At 71.5% G+C, this 13,916-nt stretch carries 18 protein-coding genes; 6 read left to right on the top strand and 12 right to left on the bottom strand.

Translation table 11 applies throughout. The features are described from left to right. Positions 1-29: 29 nt before the first annotated feature. Positions 30-1,085: a hypothetical protein gene (locus OG866_RS37065; RefSeq protein ID WP_329341617.1), complete on the top strand. Its 1,056-nt coding sequence runs from the start codon at positions 30-32 to the stop codon at positions 1,083-1,085. Positions 1,086-1,268: 183 nt separating this feature from the next. Here OG866_RS37065 and OG866_RS37060 read toward each other — a convergent pair whose 3' ends face one another. The 4 genes from OG866_RS37060 to OG866_RS37045 all read right to left on the bottom strand — a co-directional run bounded on the left by OG866_RS37060 (position 1,269) and on the right by OG866_RS37045 (position 4,360). Next, positions 1,269-2,114: a spermidine synthase gene (locus OG866_RS37060; RefSeq protein ID WP_329341615.1), complete on the bottom strand. Its 846-nt coding sequence runs from the start codon at positions 2,112-2,114 to the stop codon at positions 1,269-1,271. Between the two features lie 98 nt (positions 2,115-2,212). Continuing rightward, positions 2,213-3,382 (bottom strand): elongation factor Tu, encoded by a 1,170-nt coding sequence (gene tuf / locus OG866_RS37055; RefSeq protein ID WP_329341613.1) that lies wholly within the window; start codon positions 3,380-3,382, stop codon positions 2,213-2,215. Positions 3,383-3,476: 94 nt separating this feature from the next. Then, positions 3,477-3,641: a hypothetical protein gene (locus OG866_RS37050; protein ID WP_329344605.1), complete on the bottom strand. Its 165-nt coding sequence runs from the start codon at positions 3,639-3,641 to the stop codon at positions 3,477-3,479. Continuing rightward, complete coding sequence (locus OG866_RS37045) at positions 3,638-4,360, bottom strand: DNA alkylation repair protein (protein WP_329341612.1); 723 nt, start codon at positions 4,358-4,360, stop codon at positions 3,638-3,640. The genes OG866_RS37050 and OG866_RS37045 overlap by 4 nt, the downstream gene beginning before the upstream one ends. 49 nt (positions 4,361-4,409) lie before the next feature. Between OG866_RS37045 and OG866_RS37040 the strand changes: the two genes are divergently transcribed. Further along, entirely contained in the window at positions 4,410-5,192 is a 783-nt protein-coding gene (locus tag OG866_RS37040; RefSeq protein WP_329341611.1) for a TVP38/TMEM64 family protein, read from the top strand. Between the two features lie 72 nt (positions 5,193-5,264). Here OG866_RS37040 and OG866_RS37035 read toward each other — a convergent pair whose 3' ends face one another. Continuing rightward, positions 5,265-6,434, bottom strand: a complete 1,170-nt coding sequence (locus OG866_RS37035; protein WP_329341609.1) for a thiolase family protein — start codon at positions 6,432-6,434, stop codon at positions 5,265-5,267. A gap of 120 nt (positions 6,435-6,554) precedes the next feature. On the opposite strand from OG866_RS37035, the gene OG866_RS37030 reads away from it, so the two are divergent. Then, positions 6,555-7,025: a winged helix-turn-helix transcriptional regulator gene (locus OG866_RS37030; protein ID WP_329341608.1), complete on the top strand. Its 471-nt coding sequence runs from the start codon at positions 6,555-6,557 to the stop codon at positions 7,023-7,025. Between the two features lie 12 nt (positions 7,026-7,037). On the opposite strand, the gene OG866_RS37025 is transcribed toward OG866_RS37030, so the two are convergent. From OG866_RS37025 to OG866_RS37010, 4 genes are read right to left on the bottom strand one after another with little or no spacing between them, the layout of a single operon-like run. Next, positions 7,038-7,826: an alpha/beta fold hydrolase gene (locus tag OG866_RS37025; RefSeq protein WP_329341606.1), complete on the bottom strand. Its 789-nt coding sequence runs from the start codon at positions 7,824-7,826 to the stop codon at positions 7,038-7,040. A 52-nt stretch (positions 7,827-7,878) separates the two neighbouring features. Continuing rightward, positions 7,879-8,592, bottom strand: coding sequence for a cupin domain-containing protein (locus OG866_RS37020; protein WP_443063601.1), 714 nt, complete (start codon positions 8,590-8,592; stop codon positions 7,879-7,881). Next, positions 8,589-9,515, bottom strand: coding sequence for a PmoA family protein (locus OG866_RS37015; protein ID WP_329341604.1), 927 nt, complete (start codon positions 9,513-9,515; stop codon positions 8,589-8,591). The genes OG866_RS37020 and OG866_RS37015 overlap by 4 nt, the downstream gene beginning before the upstream one ends. Then, positions 9,512-10,708 carry a Gfo/Idh/MocA family protein gene (locus OG866_RS37010; RefSeq protein WP_329341602.1) on the bottom strand — a complete coding sequence of 399 codons (1,197 nt, stop codon included), beginning with the start codon at positions 10,706-10,708 and terminating at the stop codon, positions 9,512-9,514. The genes OG866_RS37015 and OG866_RS37010 overlap by 4 nt, the downstream gene beginning before the upstream one ends. Before the next feature lie 294 nt (positions 10,709-11,002). On the opposite strand from OG866_RS37010, the gene OG866_RS37005 reads away from it, so the two are divergent. Together OG866_RS37005 and OG866_RS37000 are read left to right on the top strand one after the other, a co-directional pair. Further along, positions 11,003-11,878 (top strand): undecaprenyl-diphosphate phosphatase, encoded by an 876-nt coding sequence (locus tag OG866_RS37005; RefSeq protein WP_329341600.1) that lies wholly within the window; start codon positions 11,003-11,005, stop codon positions 11,876-11,878. 128 nt (positions 11,879-12,006) lie between these two features. Further along, positions 12,007-12,186 carry a hypothetical protein gene (locus OG866_RS37000; protein ID WP_329341598.1) on the top strand — a complete coding sequence of 60 codons (180 nt, stop codon included), beginning with the start codon at positions 12,007-12,009 and terminating at the stop codon, positions 12,184-12,186. Between the two features lie 15 nt (positions 12,187-12,201). Here OG866_RS37000 and OG866_RS36995 read toward each other — a convergent pair whose 3' ends face one another. Beyond that, positions 12,202-12,780 (bottom strand): hypothetical protein, encoded by a 579-nt coding sequence (locus OG866_RS36995; protein WP_329341596.1) that lies wholly within the window; start codon positions 12,778-12,780, stop codon positions 12,202-12,204. After that, positions 12,777-13,100, bottom strand: coding sequence for a hypothetical protein (locus OG866_RS36990; RefSeq protein WP_329341595.1), 324 nt, complete (start codon positions 13,098-13,100; stop codon positions 12,777-12,779). Before OG866_RS36990 ends, OG866_RS36995 begins: the two co-directional genes overlap by 4 nt. On the opposite strand from OG866_RS36990, the gene OG866_RS36985 reads away from it, so the two are divergent. Further along, positions 13,099-13,668 (top strand): chloramphenicol phosphotransferase CPT family protein, encoded by a 570-nt coding sequence (locus tag OG866_RS36985; RefSeq protein ID WP_329341594.1) that lies wholly within the window; start codon positions 13,099-13,101, stop codon positions 13,666-13,668. The two genes, OG866_RS36990 and OG866_RS36985, sit on opposite strands and share 2 nt — an antisense overlap. A gap of 12 nt (positions 13,669-13,680) precedes the next feature. Here OG866_RS36985 and OG866_RS36980 read toward each other — a convergent pair whose 3' ends face one another. Continuing rightward, complete coding sequence (locus OG866_RS36980) at positions 13,681-13,887, bottom strand: hypothetical protein (RefSeq protein ID WP_329341593.1); 207 nt, start codon at positions 13,885-13,887, stop codon at positions 13,681-13,683. Between the last annotated feature and the right edge of the window lie 29 nt (positions 13,888-13,916).

Here is a 13,916-nt window from a genome sequence, read left to right as displayed (position 1 = left end):
GCCTCCCGGCGCCTCTATGGTTACCGGCCATGTGGCCAGGACAGCAGCCGCCGGGGGGCGAGCAGAACCCGCAGGACCCGAACAACCCGTACCAGCAGCCGGGGTACCAGCAGCCGAACCCGTACCAGCAGCCCGGCTACCAGCAGACCGGCCCGCAACAGGCCGGGTATCCGCAGCCGAACCCCTATACGCAGCAGCCGCCGGAGCAGCCGCCGACCCGGTGGGACGCGCCGGGTGCTCCGCAGGCCCCGCGGGGCGGTGGCGGGGACAACCGTACGAAGATCACCGCGATCGTGGCGGCCCTGGCCGTCGTCGTGGCGGCCGGTGTGACGGGGTTCCTGGTCCTGGGCGGCGACAAGGACGACGAGGCGGGCGGGGGCGACGACCCGGGTCCGACCGCCACGACGTCCCAGTCCGGGGCGGCGAGCCCGAGTACGTCCGCCGGTGACGACGACCCGCGCGGCGGCGAGGGAGCACAGCCGACGATCCCTGGCTGGAAGGTCGTGGTGAACCCCAAGTGGGGCACCGCCTTCGACGTACCGGCCGACTGGAAGGTCGAGACGCCCGGTGTCTTCATAGGTTTCGAGGACGAGAAGAAGGGCGACGGTTCAGTCCTCATCGGCATGTCCGCCCCGGCGTACCTCAAGGAGTCGTGGTGCACGTCCGACGCGAACAAGGACGGCAACGCCACGGACACCGCGCTGGCCGCGGCCGGCACCAAGGGCCAGAACGGCGCCAAGAACACCGCCGACGTAGCCCGCAACGACTCGGCCTGGTGGGTGTTCGGCGGCTACACCGACCAGAGCGACAAGTCCAAGAAGCTGCTCACCATCGGCAAGCCGAAGGCGTACACCACCACCTCGGGCATCGAGGGCAGCGTCGCGACGACGTACTCGACGGGCGTGACGAAGAAGGACAAGTGCGACTCCGACGGCAAGGCGACGACGTTCGCCTTCAAGAACTCGGCGGGCGACTACGTGTCCTGGACCTTCTACGGGGCGAAGGGCGTCAGTGACGAGGTGCCCGAGGCGACGATCCAGAAGATCCTCGGCACGGTCCGGCTGTACGGCGAACCCACGGGATGACGCCGTGGGACGGTCGCCCCGCCACGGCATGAACGGTGTGGCAAGTCGGCCGTGAGGCCGGGGCGGTCGGCCGGTGACCTCCGCCGCGTTCGCCGTACTGGTCCTCGCCGGTGAGCCACGGCTGTGGCAGATGATGCTGCTGACCGCACCAGGCGGCACCGGGCACAGCCCGCCGGGACGGACTCAGCCGATGCCGAACGCCCCGTCGGGGGGCTCGGGCGACGGCACCGCGTCCTCGTCCCGCACCGGCCGCGCACCGCCCGTGAACGCCCGCAGGGCGTCCCCGTGCTCGACCCGGGCCGGAAAGGCGTCCGCGGCCGTGAGCCGGGCCAGCGCGGCAGTGTCGAAGGGCCACCGGGCGGCGACGACCACGGCGTTCCCGAACCGCCGCCCGCGCAGCACACCCGGCTCGGCGATCAGCGCGAGCTCCGTGAACACGGTCCCCAGCGTGGCCAGTTGGGACCGCAGGAACGCGAACGGCGCCGCGTCGGCGAGGTTGGCCAGGTAGACGCCCCCGTCCCGCAGCACCCTCCCCGCCTCCCTGACGTACCCCTCGGACGTCAGATGCGCCGGCACCCGCGAGCCTCCGAAGACATCGGCGACGAGCACGTCCGCGGAGTCGGCGGGCGCCGCCTCCAGCCAGGTACGCGCGTCGGCGGCGTGCAGCGATATCCCGGCGCCCTCGGAGAGCGGCAACTGCTCCACGACCAGCTCCAGCAGCCCCCGATCGGCCTCGACGACGTCCTGCCGGGAGCCGGGCCGCGTGGCGGCGACGTACCGGGGCAGGGTCAGCGCACCTCCACCGAGATGCAGCACGTCCAGCGGCTGGCCGGGCCCGGCCACGATGTCCAGGACATGGCCGAGCCGACGCGCGTACTCGAACTCGAGGTGCGTCGGCTCGTCCAGGTCGACGTACGACTGAGGCGCCCCGTCGACGGTGAGCAGCCAGGCCCGTTCGCGATCGACGTCGGGCATGAGCTTGGCGAACCCGTGATCGACGGCACGGGCGACGGGGATGGCTTCGGTCACTTGTCCATTGTGCCTTCAGTGCACGCCCCTACAGGGGCGCGGCGAACTGCGCGACCAGCCACAACGGCCCCGCAGTCCCCCGCACACCTCAGCCACCCTCACACAACGGCGGTCACGGTCCCGGCCCCCACAGTCCGGCCACCCTCACGAATGGCGAACCCGAGCCCGGGCTCAAGCGGCACGTCCCGCCCCAGCTCGACGGTCATCGAAACCGTCTCCCCGGGCCGAGCGACCGCCACCTCACCAAGGTCCACGTCTCCCACCACATCCGCGGTCCGGATGTAGAACTGCGGCCGATACCCCGTCGCGACCGGCGTCGTACGCCCGCCCTCACGCGAGGACAGGACATACACCTGAGCCGTGAACCGCCGCCGCGGCTCGACGGACCCCGGCGCCGCGACCACATGCCCCCGCCGCACCGCGTCCCGTGGCACGCCCCGCAGCAGCAGCGCCACGTTGTCCCCGGCCTGTGCCTCCTCCATGGGCTTGCCGAAGGTCTCCAGGCCGGTGACCACGGTGTCCACGGAGGCCCCGAGCACTTCGACCCGGTCGCCCACCTTCACCGTCCCCCGCTCGACGGCACCGGTGACCACCGTCCCGCGGCCGGTGATGGTGAGCACGTTCTCCACGGGCAGCAGGAACGGCGCGTCCACGTACCGCTCCGGCATGGGCACATACGTGTCCACCGCGTCGAGCAGCGCCTCGATGGACGCCGTCCACCGCGGGTCGCCCTCCAGCGCCTTGAGCCCGGAGACCCGTACGACGGGGACCGCGTCCCCGCCGTAGCCCTGCGAGGTGAGCAGGTCGCGGACCTCCAGCTCGACGAGGTCGATGAGCTCCTCGTCGCCCGCGTCGGCCTTGTTGAGGGCGACGACGATGTGGTCGACGCCCACCTGCCGGGCGAGCAGCACGTGTTCGGCGGTCTGCGGCATGATCCCGTCGAGCGCGGAGACGACGAGGATCGCCCCGTCGAGCTGCGCGGCCCCGGTGACCATGTTCTTGACGTAGTCGGCGTGGCCCGGCATGTCCACGTGCGCGTAGTGCCGGGTGTCGGTCTCGTACTCGACGTGCGCGATGTTGATGGTGATGCCGCGCGCCGCCTCCTCCGGGGCCCGGTCGATGCGGTCGAACGGGACGAAGGTGCCGGCGCCGCGGTCGGCGAGGACCTTGGTGATGGCGGCGGTCAGGGTGGTCTTGCCATGGTCGACATGACCCATGGTGCCGATGTTGAGATGCGGTTTGGTGCGCACGTATGCCGTCTTGGGCATGGCGATTCCTCGAAGCCTCTTCGTGGTGAGAGTGGGGACCCCGGGGACTCGCCGACCCTCCCCCTGCGGGGTCCGCCGGACGATCCGGAGAGGGTCAGCTTCGGGCGCCGTCGACGGCGGCCAGGAAGATCTCGACGGCAGCCTTCGGCGCATCCGCGACTGCGGATGCTGCGAGGACGAAGGCGTGCCGGAACATGGTGCCGATCATTGCCGACGGTTTGCCCGACGTCGAACGATTTTTCAGGGCGGGGAGGTTCACGCCCCGATGTTCTTCAGCGCCTCCCGCACCGACAGCGGCGCGAAGCGGCCCTCCTCGCGCGCGAGGAAGCTCCGTACGGCCTCCGGGTCGGTCTTGGCGTACTCGCGCAGCGCCCAGCCGATCGCCTTGCGGATGAAGAATTCGGGGTGTCCGGACTGGTGCAGGCAGTAGGTGAAGAGGCGGTTGGTGTCGGTGCGTTCCTTGAAGCGGAGCTGGTGGAGCAGCGCGGTGCGGGCGATCCACAGGTCGTCGTCCACGATCCAGGCGTCCATGTCCGCCCTGAGCGCCGGGTCGGCCGCGACGAGGGTGCCGACGACGTGCGCGGCCAGCAGGTCCACGGTGTCCCACCAGGGCACGGTGGAGACCAGGTGCCGGGTCACCGGCAGGAAGCCGGACGAGAGCACGCGCGCGTGGCGGCGCAGATAGTCGACGGCGAAGTACTGGTACTCGCGCTCGGGCAGCCGCCAGCAGCGCAGCGCGATGGCCGTGCAGTCGGCCTCGTCGGGGCGTGGCGTGCCCTCCACGACGGTGCGGGACAGGGCCCGGCGCACGGGGGTGGTGAGGCCGAGGAAGGGGGCGACGCCCTTCATGTACGCGCGCATGGGCTCGGCCCGCGCGGGGTCGGCCGCGGCGCCGTACATGGCCGTGAGCCGCTCCAGCACGGTGTCGGCGAGAGGGCTGCGCGGCAGTGAGGGAGATCCCACACCTGTGACGCTCATGAGACGAACCATACGGCGATCACACACATCGGTCGGTTAGTGTCACCGGATGCTCGATGCCACCACCCGCTCTGGGGGCACCGCCACGGCCCGTCCCCCGGCCGCCGCCACGGAACTCGCGCTCACCGCTCCCGCCGTCGCCGTGCCCGTCCCGGTGGGCCTCGCCGCCCGCTGCACGAGAGTGCTGCTCTCGCCCTGGTCACGGCTGTCCCTGCTGGTCGCCCTGCTCGTGGGTGCGGGGGCGACCGTGCTGCTGTTCGAGCCACAGCGGCTGCTGGCGGACGGCTGGCCACCGCAGCTCGGCGGAGCCGCGGCGGCCCTGGTCTTCGCGGCGGCGTACGGCCTGTGCACGGTGGCATTCGTACCGCGCCCGCTGCTGAACCTCGCAGCGGGTGCGCTCTTCGGCACACAACTGGGGCTGGGCGCCGCCCTTGGGGGCACGGTGCTCGGGGCCGGTATCTCCTTCACCCTCGGCCGGATCCTCGGCCAGGACGCCCTGCGTCCGCTGCTGCGGGGCCGCTGGCTGAAGGCCGCCGACGGTCAGTTGAGCCGGCACGGCTTCCGCTCGATGCTGGCGGTGCGCCTGTTCCCCGGGGTGCCCTTCGCCGCCGCGAACTACTGCGCCGCCGTCTCGCGCATGGGCTACGTCCCGTTCCTGCTGGCGACGGCACTCGGCTCGATCCCGAACACCGCCGCGTACGTGGTGGCAGGCGCGCGCGCTTCGACGCCGACGTCCCCGGCCTTCCTGATCGCGATGGCGGCGATCGCGGTTCCGGCGCTGGTGGGGGCGGTGGTGGCGTGGCGGAAAAGGCATCACCTGCGGAGCCGCTGAGAACGCGGGGCGGGTGAACGCCCTGAGGGGCGCGGGGAACCGCGCGACCGGCCCCCACCCGCCCGCACCCGCTCAGACAGCCTCGAGCACCATGGCGTTGGCGAGCCCACCCGCCTCACACATGGTCTGCAACGCATAGCGAGCGCCCCGCTCCCGCATCGCATGCACCAACGTCGTCGTCAGCCGTGTCCCACTCGCCCCCAACGGATGCCCGAGCGCGATCGCACCCCCGTGCACATTGACCTTGGCCAAGTCCGCCCCGGTCTCCTGCTGCCACGCCAGCACCACACTGGAGAACGCCTCGTTGACCTCGAACAGGTCGATGTCGGCGAGCGAGAGTGAAGCCCTGCGCAGCACCTTCTCCGTGGCCGGGATGACGCCGGTGAGCATCAGCAGCGGATCCGACCCGGTCACGGCGAAGCTGTGCAGCCGCGCCAACGGCCGCAGCCCAAGACGCGCAGCCGTCTCGCTGGACGTGATCAACACAGCCGACGCGCCGTCGTTGACCGGGCTCGCGTTGCCCGCCGTGACGTTCCAGTCGATCTGCGGGAAGCGCTCGGCGAAGGCCGGGTCGTAGTAGGCGGGCTTGAGGCCTGCGAGGATCTCGGCCGTGCTGGACGGCCGTACGCACTCGTCGCGCGCGACGCCCTCCAGAGGGGCCACCTCGGCGTCGAAGAGGCCCGCGGTCCATGCCTCGGCCGCCTTGTGGTGCGAGGACACCGCGAAGGCGTCCATCTGGTCCCGGGTGATGGACCACTTGGCCGCGATGAGCTCGGCGCTGACGCCCTGTGGGACGAGGCCCTCCTGGTAGCGCTCGGCGACGCCGGGGCCGAAGGGGTCCTTGCCGGGCGGCACGTTGGACCACATCGGCACCCGGCTCATCGACTCCACGCCACAGGCCACGACGAGGTCGTAGGCGCCCGACATGACGCCCTGCGCGGCGAAGTGCACGGCCTGCTGGGAGGAGCCGCACTGGCGGTCCACGGTGGTCGCCGGGACGGTCTCCGGGAAGCCCGCCGAGAGGACGGCGTACCGGGTGGTGTTCATGGCCTGCTCGCCGACCTGGTCGACGGTGCCGCCGATGACGTCGTCGATCAGCGCCGGGTCGACGCCGGAGCGCTCGACGAGGGTGCGCAGGGTGTGGGCGAGGAGCTCGACGGGGTGGACGTGTGCGAGGGAGCCGTTCGGCTTGCCCTTGCCTAGGGGAGTGCGTGCGGCTTCGACGATCACGGCGTCACGCATGGATACGGCCTCCAGCCTGGAAACATGAGTCATTACCGGTCAGTAGGAAATCCAAACTCACCATATCCCTGTGGGTTGGAAAATCAAACCCTCTCCTGGAAGCCCCATAGAATCGGTCCCATGGCCGCCCCCAAAGACCCGCGCCCCTGTTCCATCGCCGACACCCTGGCGCTCGTCGGCGAGAAGTACTCCCTGCTCGTCCTGCGCGAGGTCTGCCTCGGCAACGGCCGCTTCGACCAGCTGGTGCGCAACATCGGCGCCCCGCGCGACATCCTCGCCACGCGGCTGCGCCGGCTCGTCGACGCCGGGATCCTGACGAAGCGCGCCTACAGCGAGCGACCGCAGCGCTTCGAGTACCGGCCCACAGCGGCGGGCCTGGAGCTGGAGCCGGTCCTCATGACCCTCATGGCCTGGGGCGACCGGCATCTGCGCCAGGACGACGACCGGCCCATGGTCGTCGAGCACTCCTGCGGCGACGAACTGCTCCCGGTCGTCACCTGCCAGGCCTGCGGCGCGGCCGTGCGCCACGAGGACCTGAGCGCCCACCCGCAGATTCCGGGCTGGACCGTGACAGGACCGACGGCGGCGTAAGGGCGTCCCCGCTCAGCGGTGCGCCCGGCAGAACGCGCGGACGGCCTGGTTGAAGCGTTCCGGCGCCTCCAGGTTGCTGACATGTCCTGCGCCGGGAATCAGCACCAGTTCGGCGTCCGGGATCGCCTCCTCGAAGGCGCGGGCGACGTCCAGAGGTGACCGTGCGTCCAGCTCGCCCCACACCAGCAGGGTCGGCACGGCGATCCGGGGCAACAGGTCACGCTCGTCCGCCTCGGCCATCATGAGCAGCTGCGCCCCCATGCTCTCCGGGCGCACGTCCCGCGCCATCGCGTCGAGCAGCGGCACGAACTCCGCGGGCGGCTCCCCGGCGAACAGGCCCGGCAGCGTCGGATCGAACTCCTCCCGCGGCGCCGCCAGCATCCGCCGCGCGCCCTCGACCCGGGCCGCCACCTCCTCGGGCGGCAAGGAACCCTTCCACCCGGCGTAGGTGTCGACCAGCAGCAGGGCCGAGACCAGCTCGGGGTGGTGCCGGTACAGCTCCAGCACGACCGTCCCGCCCCACGAGAGGCCGAGGACACGGGCCGGGCCGAGCGCCACGTCCTCGATCACGGCGGCGAGGCAGCGGGCGTAGTCCGTGAGCGTGAAACCGGGCGGCGGGTCGGAGGAACGTCCGGCACCCGGCTCGTCCCACGCCACGACCGTGAACTCGTCGGCCAGCGCGTAGAGCTGCGGCCGCCACATCCGGGCGCTGTAGCCCCCGCCGTGGACAAGGACCAGCGGCGGTCCCTGACCGACGCGGTCATAGGCGATCTCCACGCCACCCACCTGCACCGTGGCCATGCATCCAGGCTAGGCGCGAGGGCCGCCGCTGTCCCGCCGACCGGCGGGTGGCTCAGCCGACCCGGTAGACGTCCAGACGCCCGCACATCCCGAACTTCCCGTGCTCCGACGGCTGTTCCGACCGTACGACGGCGTCGGCGAGGTGGGAGAGGTCGCCCCGTTCGAGACGGTCCAGCTGCTCCCCCGTCGCCGCGGCGGCAGCGGCCGCACCGGCCTTCCAGCGCTCCCGCCACTCGGCGAGCCGGGGCCGTACGAGTGCGGCGGCGGCCCGATGGAAGTCGGCCAGCCCCTCGGGAGACTCCCGCAGCAGCCGGTACCCCTCCAGGGCGAGGTCGCGCCGGGCCCGGGCGATCCGCTCCCGTTCCGCCTCGGGCGCGTCCGCCGGGATCGTGGTCGCGGCGGCGTACGTCTTTGGGTCGGTCAGATACTCCGGAGGCAGGGTCAGCACCGCGTCCCCCGCCTCCGGCAGTCCGCTGTTCTGCATGAGGACGGTGATCCGCAGCTCGCCCTCGTTGACCAGCCGGTGAACGGTGCCCGGGGTGAACCGGGCGACCGTGCCGGGTACGAGGGGCGTGACCTCGTACCCGGCCGTCGTGAGGGTCTGCACGGCACCCCGGCCGCCGGTGACGACGTACGCCTCCGAACAGGTCAGGTGCAGATGGGGAGTTCCGCCGCGCCGGCCGTCGGCGGCGGGCCAGTCGTACACGCACAGGTGCGAGACGGCGACCCCGCCGGGGAGCCCTTCGTAGGAGGTCGCCCCGGTCACCACGGATGGGTGTCCAGGTACTTGGCGATCTCCCCCCGCTCCCAGGCGCCGTCGGCGACGAGGACACGGTAGCGGCGGGTGAAGGTGTCGCCGGGGGCGAGTGCGAACTCGTCGTAGAAGGCCCAGGAGGGCGCGACACCGGCCCACGGCTCGTTGCGGACGAACCAGTGGGCCGGGTGGGCGCCTTGGGTGCCGAGGTGGTCGTTCTCGGGGGCGTGCTCGAAGACGAGGGTGGCGTGGCCGTCCGCGCCGTCGTGCTCGCCGGAGAAGGCCAGCCAGGGCGCCTGGGCGCCGAGCAGGTCCGGGCCCTCGGCGTCCGGGGCCGTGATCCGGCCGTCCCGGAAGGCGCGCGGGCCGCGCCAGAACAGACCGGTGTATCCGGCGAGTTCGCGTCCGGCGGTGGTCGGACTGCCGAAGAGCAGGGGCTCGTCACGCCGGTTGGTGATGGCGCTCGTCCAGGTCAGCGCCCAGGAGCGGGACTCCTGGTCGACGTCGTGGATCTCGATCCGGCGTTCCTCGTCGGCCCAGAGCTCGCCGCTGTACGGGTGCCAGGTGAGACGCTCGGCGATGACGACCCGGTCGTCGTGCGCGGCGACCTCGTCGAAGGCGACGTGGGCCATGGAGCCGACGCGCTCGGGGAGTTCGAGGTAGCCCTCGCCGTGCACATAGGAGTTGCCGCCCCACAGGTTGGCACCCGACACGTGCGAGGCGGTCAGGGACAGGCCCTTGTGCCAGCGGTGGTCGTTGGGCCGGTAGTCGGTGACGACGTCGCCGGCCAGGGTCCGCAGCGGGTGGATGTACGGCTTGGGGGCCTCCCACGCCGCCTCCGGCCGGTACACGTACGCGAGCAGCTCGACGCCGGTGACCGGGTCGGTCACGGTGACGCGGTCGCCGTGCGCGTGGACGATGCGCAGTGCGCTCATGCGGGCACCTCCTCACCGGGCGCGACATTTACGGAGGATACGGCGGATATGGCCGCCTCGGCGGGCGTGGCGGCCGGAGCCCAGCCGGGGGCGTCGCCGTGCATGGCCGTGTAGTACGGGTCGCCCGGGCCGATCTCGCCGGCCTTCACCGTGGCGTCCGTGAACGCCGACTTGTAGAGCGCGGCGATCAGTTCGAGGCTGGTGCGCCCGTCGGCGCCGCTGCCGCGCGGACGTTCGCCGGCCCGCATACTGGCGACGAGTTCGCGCAGCTGCTCCAGGTGCGAGCTGGGCACGTCCGCGCCGAAGTCCCGCCAGGCGTCGGCCTCGTCGGCCGACACGTCCGCGGCCGGGGTGATGTGCCAGTTCGCGTTGGAGTGGCCGTACAGATGGGTGAGTTCGACGGTCGCGCGCTCGCAGTCGATGCGGATGCGGCTGACCTCATCGGGGCTCAGGACGCTGTTCACGACCGTCGCCATGGCGCCGTTCTCGAAACGGACCAGGGCGGTGGAGACGTCCTCGGTCTCCACGTCGTGCACCAGCCGACCGGCCATGGCGCGGACCTCGCTCCACGGGCCCAGCAGATCCAGCATGAGGTCCATCTGGTGGATGCCGTGGCCCATGGCCGGGCCGCCGCCCTCGGTCGCCCAGCGGCCCCGCCAGGGCACGGAGTAGTAGGCGGTGTCGCGGTGCCAGGTGGTCTGGCAGTGGACGACCAGCGGCCGGCCGAGAGCCCGCTCGGCGAGCAGCCGGCGCACATGTCGGGTCCCTGAACCGAAGCGGTGCTGGAAGACGATGGAGGAGTACGGACCGCTCTCCACGCCCTCCTCCGCCTCCACCGCGGCGTAGTCGGCCAGCGTCGGCACAGGCGGCTTCTCGCACCAGACCCAGGCCCCGGCGCGCAGTGCGGCGATGCTCTGGTCGCGGTGCAGGGTGGGCGGGGTGCAGATGGTGACCAGGTCGGGCCGCTGTTCGCGCAGCATGCGGTCGAGGTCGGTGTAGGCGTGCGGGACCCCGCCCGCCGCACAGAACGCCTCGACGGCGGCGGCGTCGATGTCCACCGCGGCGACCACCTCGGTCTCGCCCTCGGCGGCGAGCTCGGCCAGCGCGGGCAGATGGGAGCCGCGCGCGATGGCGCCGGTGCCGATGACGGCCGCCCGGATGCGGCGACCGTCCAAGGGAGTGAGGGGGGACATGGGCGTGATCAGCACTCCTCGAACGAACGGCAGACAGCGCCGACGCCTGCCACCGGTCCAGCAAGCGCTTTCTCTCCGCAGCAACCTAAGCGGCGACACTATGACCGGTCAACAGGTCGTAGCCCAGCTCACGGGCTCTTCTCACCCCCTGGTCACCGGTCCCCCACGAAGCCCCTGTGCCGGGCATGTCAGCACCGGACGCTAGGCTTCCCTCCGCACCCTCGATCACCGCGACCCGACGGCTCGGTGTGCCCGTCGCTCCTCCCACGATCAGCGCTTGGACTCCGTACCTTCATGTCTTGGTTTGAATCCCTCGTCCTCGGACTCGTCCAGGGACTCACCGAGTTCCTGCCCGTCTCCTCCAGCGCGCATCTGCGACTGACCGCGGCCTTCGCGGAGTGGAAGGACCCGGGAGCGGCCTTCACGGCGATCACCCAGATCGGCACCGAGGCCGCCGTGCTGATCTACTTCCGCAAGGACATCGGGCGGATCATCTCGGCCTGGTTCCGGTCGCTGACGAACAAGGCGCTGCGCCGCGACCACGACGCCCAGATGGGCTGGCTGGTGATCGTCGGGTCGATCCCGATCGGCGTGCTCGGCATCACCCTCAAGGACCAGATCGAGGGCCCCTTCCGCGATCTGCGGATCACCGCGACGATGCTCATCGTCGTCGGCATCGTGATCGGCATCGCCGACCGCATGGCCGCCCGCGACGAGAGCGGGGGCAAGCACCGGGCGCCGACGCAGCGCAAGTCCCTTGAGGACCTGGGCGTACGGGACGGCCTGATCTTCGGCCTCTGCCAGGCCTGCGCCCTCATCCCGGGCGTCTCCCGCTCCGGCGCCACCATCAGCGGCGGCCTCTTCATGGGGTACAAGCGCGAGGCCGCGGCCCGATACTCCTTCCTCCTTGCCATCCCCGCGGTGCTGGCGTCCGGCCTCTTCGAGACCAAGGACGCGCTGGAGACCGGCCATGTGGACTGGGGACCCACGATCTTCGCGACGATCATCGCGTTCGCGGTCGGATACGCGGTCATCGCCTGGTTCATGAAGTTCATCTCGACCAAGAGCTTCATGCCGTTCGTCTGGTACCGCATCGCGCTCGGCATCCTCATCATCGTGCTCGTGTCGATGGGCGCGCTCAGCCCCCACGCGGCGGAGTCGGCGGGCTGACGGAAAGCCGCACAGCATCCAAGGGCGAAAACCAACATGTTCGCCCAGTGAACTCCGTGACCAATCACATACGTTGTGCGTAGCCGTTCGGTAGCGCAGTGTCAGTGCTTGCCCCTAGGCTTGTCGGCATGTCCCCCGATTCCATGGCCTCTGGTTCCGTGCGGTCTGCTGCCGAAGTGAACGAGCAGATCCGCGCGCTGTGGCTGCGGGCAGGCGGCTCGCTGTCACCCCAGGAGCGCGCGGAGTACGAGCTGCTGGTGGTCGAGTGGGCGGCCGCGATCCGCGGCAGTGTGATCGAGGCGGCCTGAACGGGGCGCCGGCGCTCAGTCGTTGACGGCTCCGTAGTGCAGGACGCCGTCGCGGGGCAGGAGGTAACCCATGCCCCGCTTCTCCGGCAGCCCATCGCTCAGCAGCGCGGCTTCGGCCAGGCCGGAGACGTTCCAGCCGACCAGTCCCAGGCTGAAGGGTGCCTCGCGAAACGCGTCCGTCGCGAGGGCGGCCAGCCAGTCGTCCGTGGCGGCGGACCGCTCGAACGGCCCCTCCTCGAACGCGACGCCCGCCTGCCACAAGGCCGACAGCGGCACGCCGAAGTCCAGCCAGTCACTGCTGTCGTCACCGCCCCGGACCGCCGTGACCCCGAACGCCACCAGCTCTCCGGTGGGCAGCCGGACCCGGCCCAGCAGCTGCCCGAACTCCTCCAGCGCGGCGATCGTGCGCGGCACGGCCTCCTGCTCCTCCGGCTCCCGACCCTCGTGCCCGTAACACCCTTGCACCTGAGCCGCGGTCCACACCGCGTCCAGGACGGCTTGAAGCGCGGCGTCGTCCGTCGAGCCGACCTCGATGGCCAGCTCGTAGAAACCCCCGGACCAGAACTGGCGACGGAAGGAAGCGGCGTTCGTCATCCCACGATCATCGCGCACGCCGCCCGCGCCCATGCCACCCATGCCACCCATCGGCATGCCTCCCATGGGGCGGCGGGCAGGACAGCGCCGCCGGGACGGGCCTCACGGGCGCGGTTTCCGCTCTGTGTCTCCGGCCGCCCCGGCGCTCCCTGGCCGCCCGCCGGCGGGACGAACGGAGTCGCACCGGCCGTGGGGCCGCCGGCCGCCACCCGCACCTCGTCGTCCGCGTAACCGCCGTTGCCGCGGGCCGCGCCCGAACCGGTGCGTGCGCGGCACGCGGGCGTCTCCTGAGATCCGCTCTCTCCTAAGATCCGCCCCATGGAACACCTCGACAGCGTCCCCCCGCGCCAGGGCCTCGTGATCTTCCTGAACGGCACGTCGAGTTCGGGCAAGTCGAGCATCGCGGCGGAACTGCTGCGGATGCTCGACGAGCCGTACTTCCATCTGCCGGTGGACGCGTTCCACGCGATGCGGTCGGGCGCTCCCGTGCCGCCGGACCAGCTGGGGACCGTCCTGCACCGCACCTGGCAGGGCTACCACCGGGCGATCGCCGGTATGGCCGCGGCCGGCAACAACATCGTCGTCGACCACGTGCTGAGCGCCCGTTGGCGACTCGACGACTGTCTGTCGCTCTTCGCCCCGAAGGACGTCGTGCTCGTCGGGGTGCACTGCCCACCGGAGGAGCTGGAGCGCCGGGAGCGCGAGCGCGGCGACCGGCCGGCCGGGCTCGCGGCGCGCCAGCTGAAGCAGGTGCACGCCCACGGGATCTACGACATCGAGTGCGACACGAGTCGCGCCACCCCGCGGGAATGCGCCCTGCGCATCAAGGAGTTCCTGCCCGGCCGACCGACCCCGACGGCGTTCGAGCGGCTGCGCGCGGCCCGCTGACCACGGCACGGCTCAGCGGTCCAGCACCTCCTCACAGACCTCGCGCAAGTCGTCGTACGCCTCGCCGTACTGCTTGGCCGCGACGAGGAACATCGCCCGGCCCGTCAACGCCTCGCCCAGCGCCTCGCGTTCGCCGAGGCGGCGGGCCGGCGCCACGCCCTCGTCGAAGACGGGCCACAGGGGTTTCAGGATGCGGTAGCTGCGGCGCCCCCGGTCCACGGCGGTGCGGACGGCCAGTCTGCGGTGCG

The sequence above is a fragment of the Streptomyces sp. NBC_00663 genome, assembly GCF_036226885.1.
GTDB lineage: Bacteria > Actinomycetota > Actinomycetes > Streptomycetales > Streptomycetaceae > Streptomyces.
This window is presented reverse-complemented; position numbering and strand designations above follow the sequence as displayed.

What these genes read in the sequence shown, in the direction of transcription:
- OG866_RS37030 (WP_329341608.1), top strand. Translation starts at nt 6,555, where the DNA reads ATGGCCGCCCCCAAAGACCCGCGCCCCTGTTCCATCGCCGACACCCTG.
- OG866_RS37035 (WP_329341609.1), bottom strand. Translation starts at nt 6,434, where the DNA reads ATGCGTGACGCCGTGATCGTCGAAGCCGCACGCACTCCCCTAGGCAAG.
- OG866_RS37040 (WP_329341611.1), top strand. Translation starts at nt 4,410, where the DNA reads ATGCTCGATGCCACCACCCGCTCTGGGGGCACCGCCACGGCCCGTCCC.
- OG866_RS36995 (WP_329341596.1), bottom strand. Translation starts at nt 12,780, where the DNA reads ATGACGAACGCCGCTTCCTTCCGTCGCCAGTTCTGGTCCGGGGGTTTC.
- tuf (WP_329341613.1), bottom strand. Translation starts at nt 3,382, where the DNA reads ATGCCCAAGACGGCATACGTGCGCACCAAACCGCATCTCAACATCGGC.
- OG866_RS37010 (WP_329341602.1), bottom strand. Translation starts at nt 10,708, where the DNA reads ATGTCCCCCCTCACTCCCTTGGACGGTCGCCGCATCCGGGCGGCCGTC.
- OG866_RS36985 (WP_329341594.1), top strand. Translation starts at nt 13,099, where the DNA reads ATGGAACACCTCGACAGCGTCCCCCCGCGCCAGGGCCTCGTGATCTTC.
- OG866_RS37000 (WP_329341598.1), top strand. Translation starts at nt 12,007, where the DNA reads ATGTCCCCCGATTCCATGGCCTCTGGTTCCGTGCGGTCTGCTGCCGAA.
- OG866_RS37065 (WP_329341617.1), top strand. Translation starts at nt 30, where the DNA reads ATGTGGCCAGGACAGCAGCCGCCGGGGGGCGAGCAGAACCCGCAGGAC.
- OG866_RS37025 (WP_329341606.1), bottom strand. Translation starts at nt 7,826, where the DNA reads ATGGCCACGGTGCAGGTGGGTGGCGTGGAGATCGCCTATGACCGCGTC.
- OG866_RS36990 (WP_329341595.1), bottom strand. Translation starts at nt 13,100, where the DNA reads ATGGGGCGGATCTTAGGAGAGAGCGGATCTCAGGAGACGCCCGCGTGC.
- OG866_RS37045 (WP_329341612.1), bottom strand. Translation starts at nt 4,360, where the DNA reads ATGAGCGTCACAGGTGTGGGATCTCCCTCACTGCCGCGCAGCCCTCTC.
- OG866_RS37005 (WP_329341600.1), top strand. Translation starts at nt 11,003, where the DNA reads ATGTCTTGGTTTGAATCCCTCGTCCTCGGACTCGTCCAGGGACTCACC.
- OG866_RS37015 (WP_329341604.1), bottom strand. Translation starts at nt 9,515, where the DNA reads ATGAGCGCACTGCGCATCGTCCACGCGCACGGCGACCGCGTCACCGTG.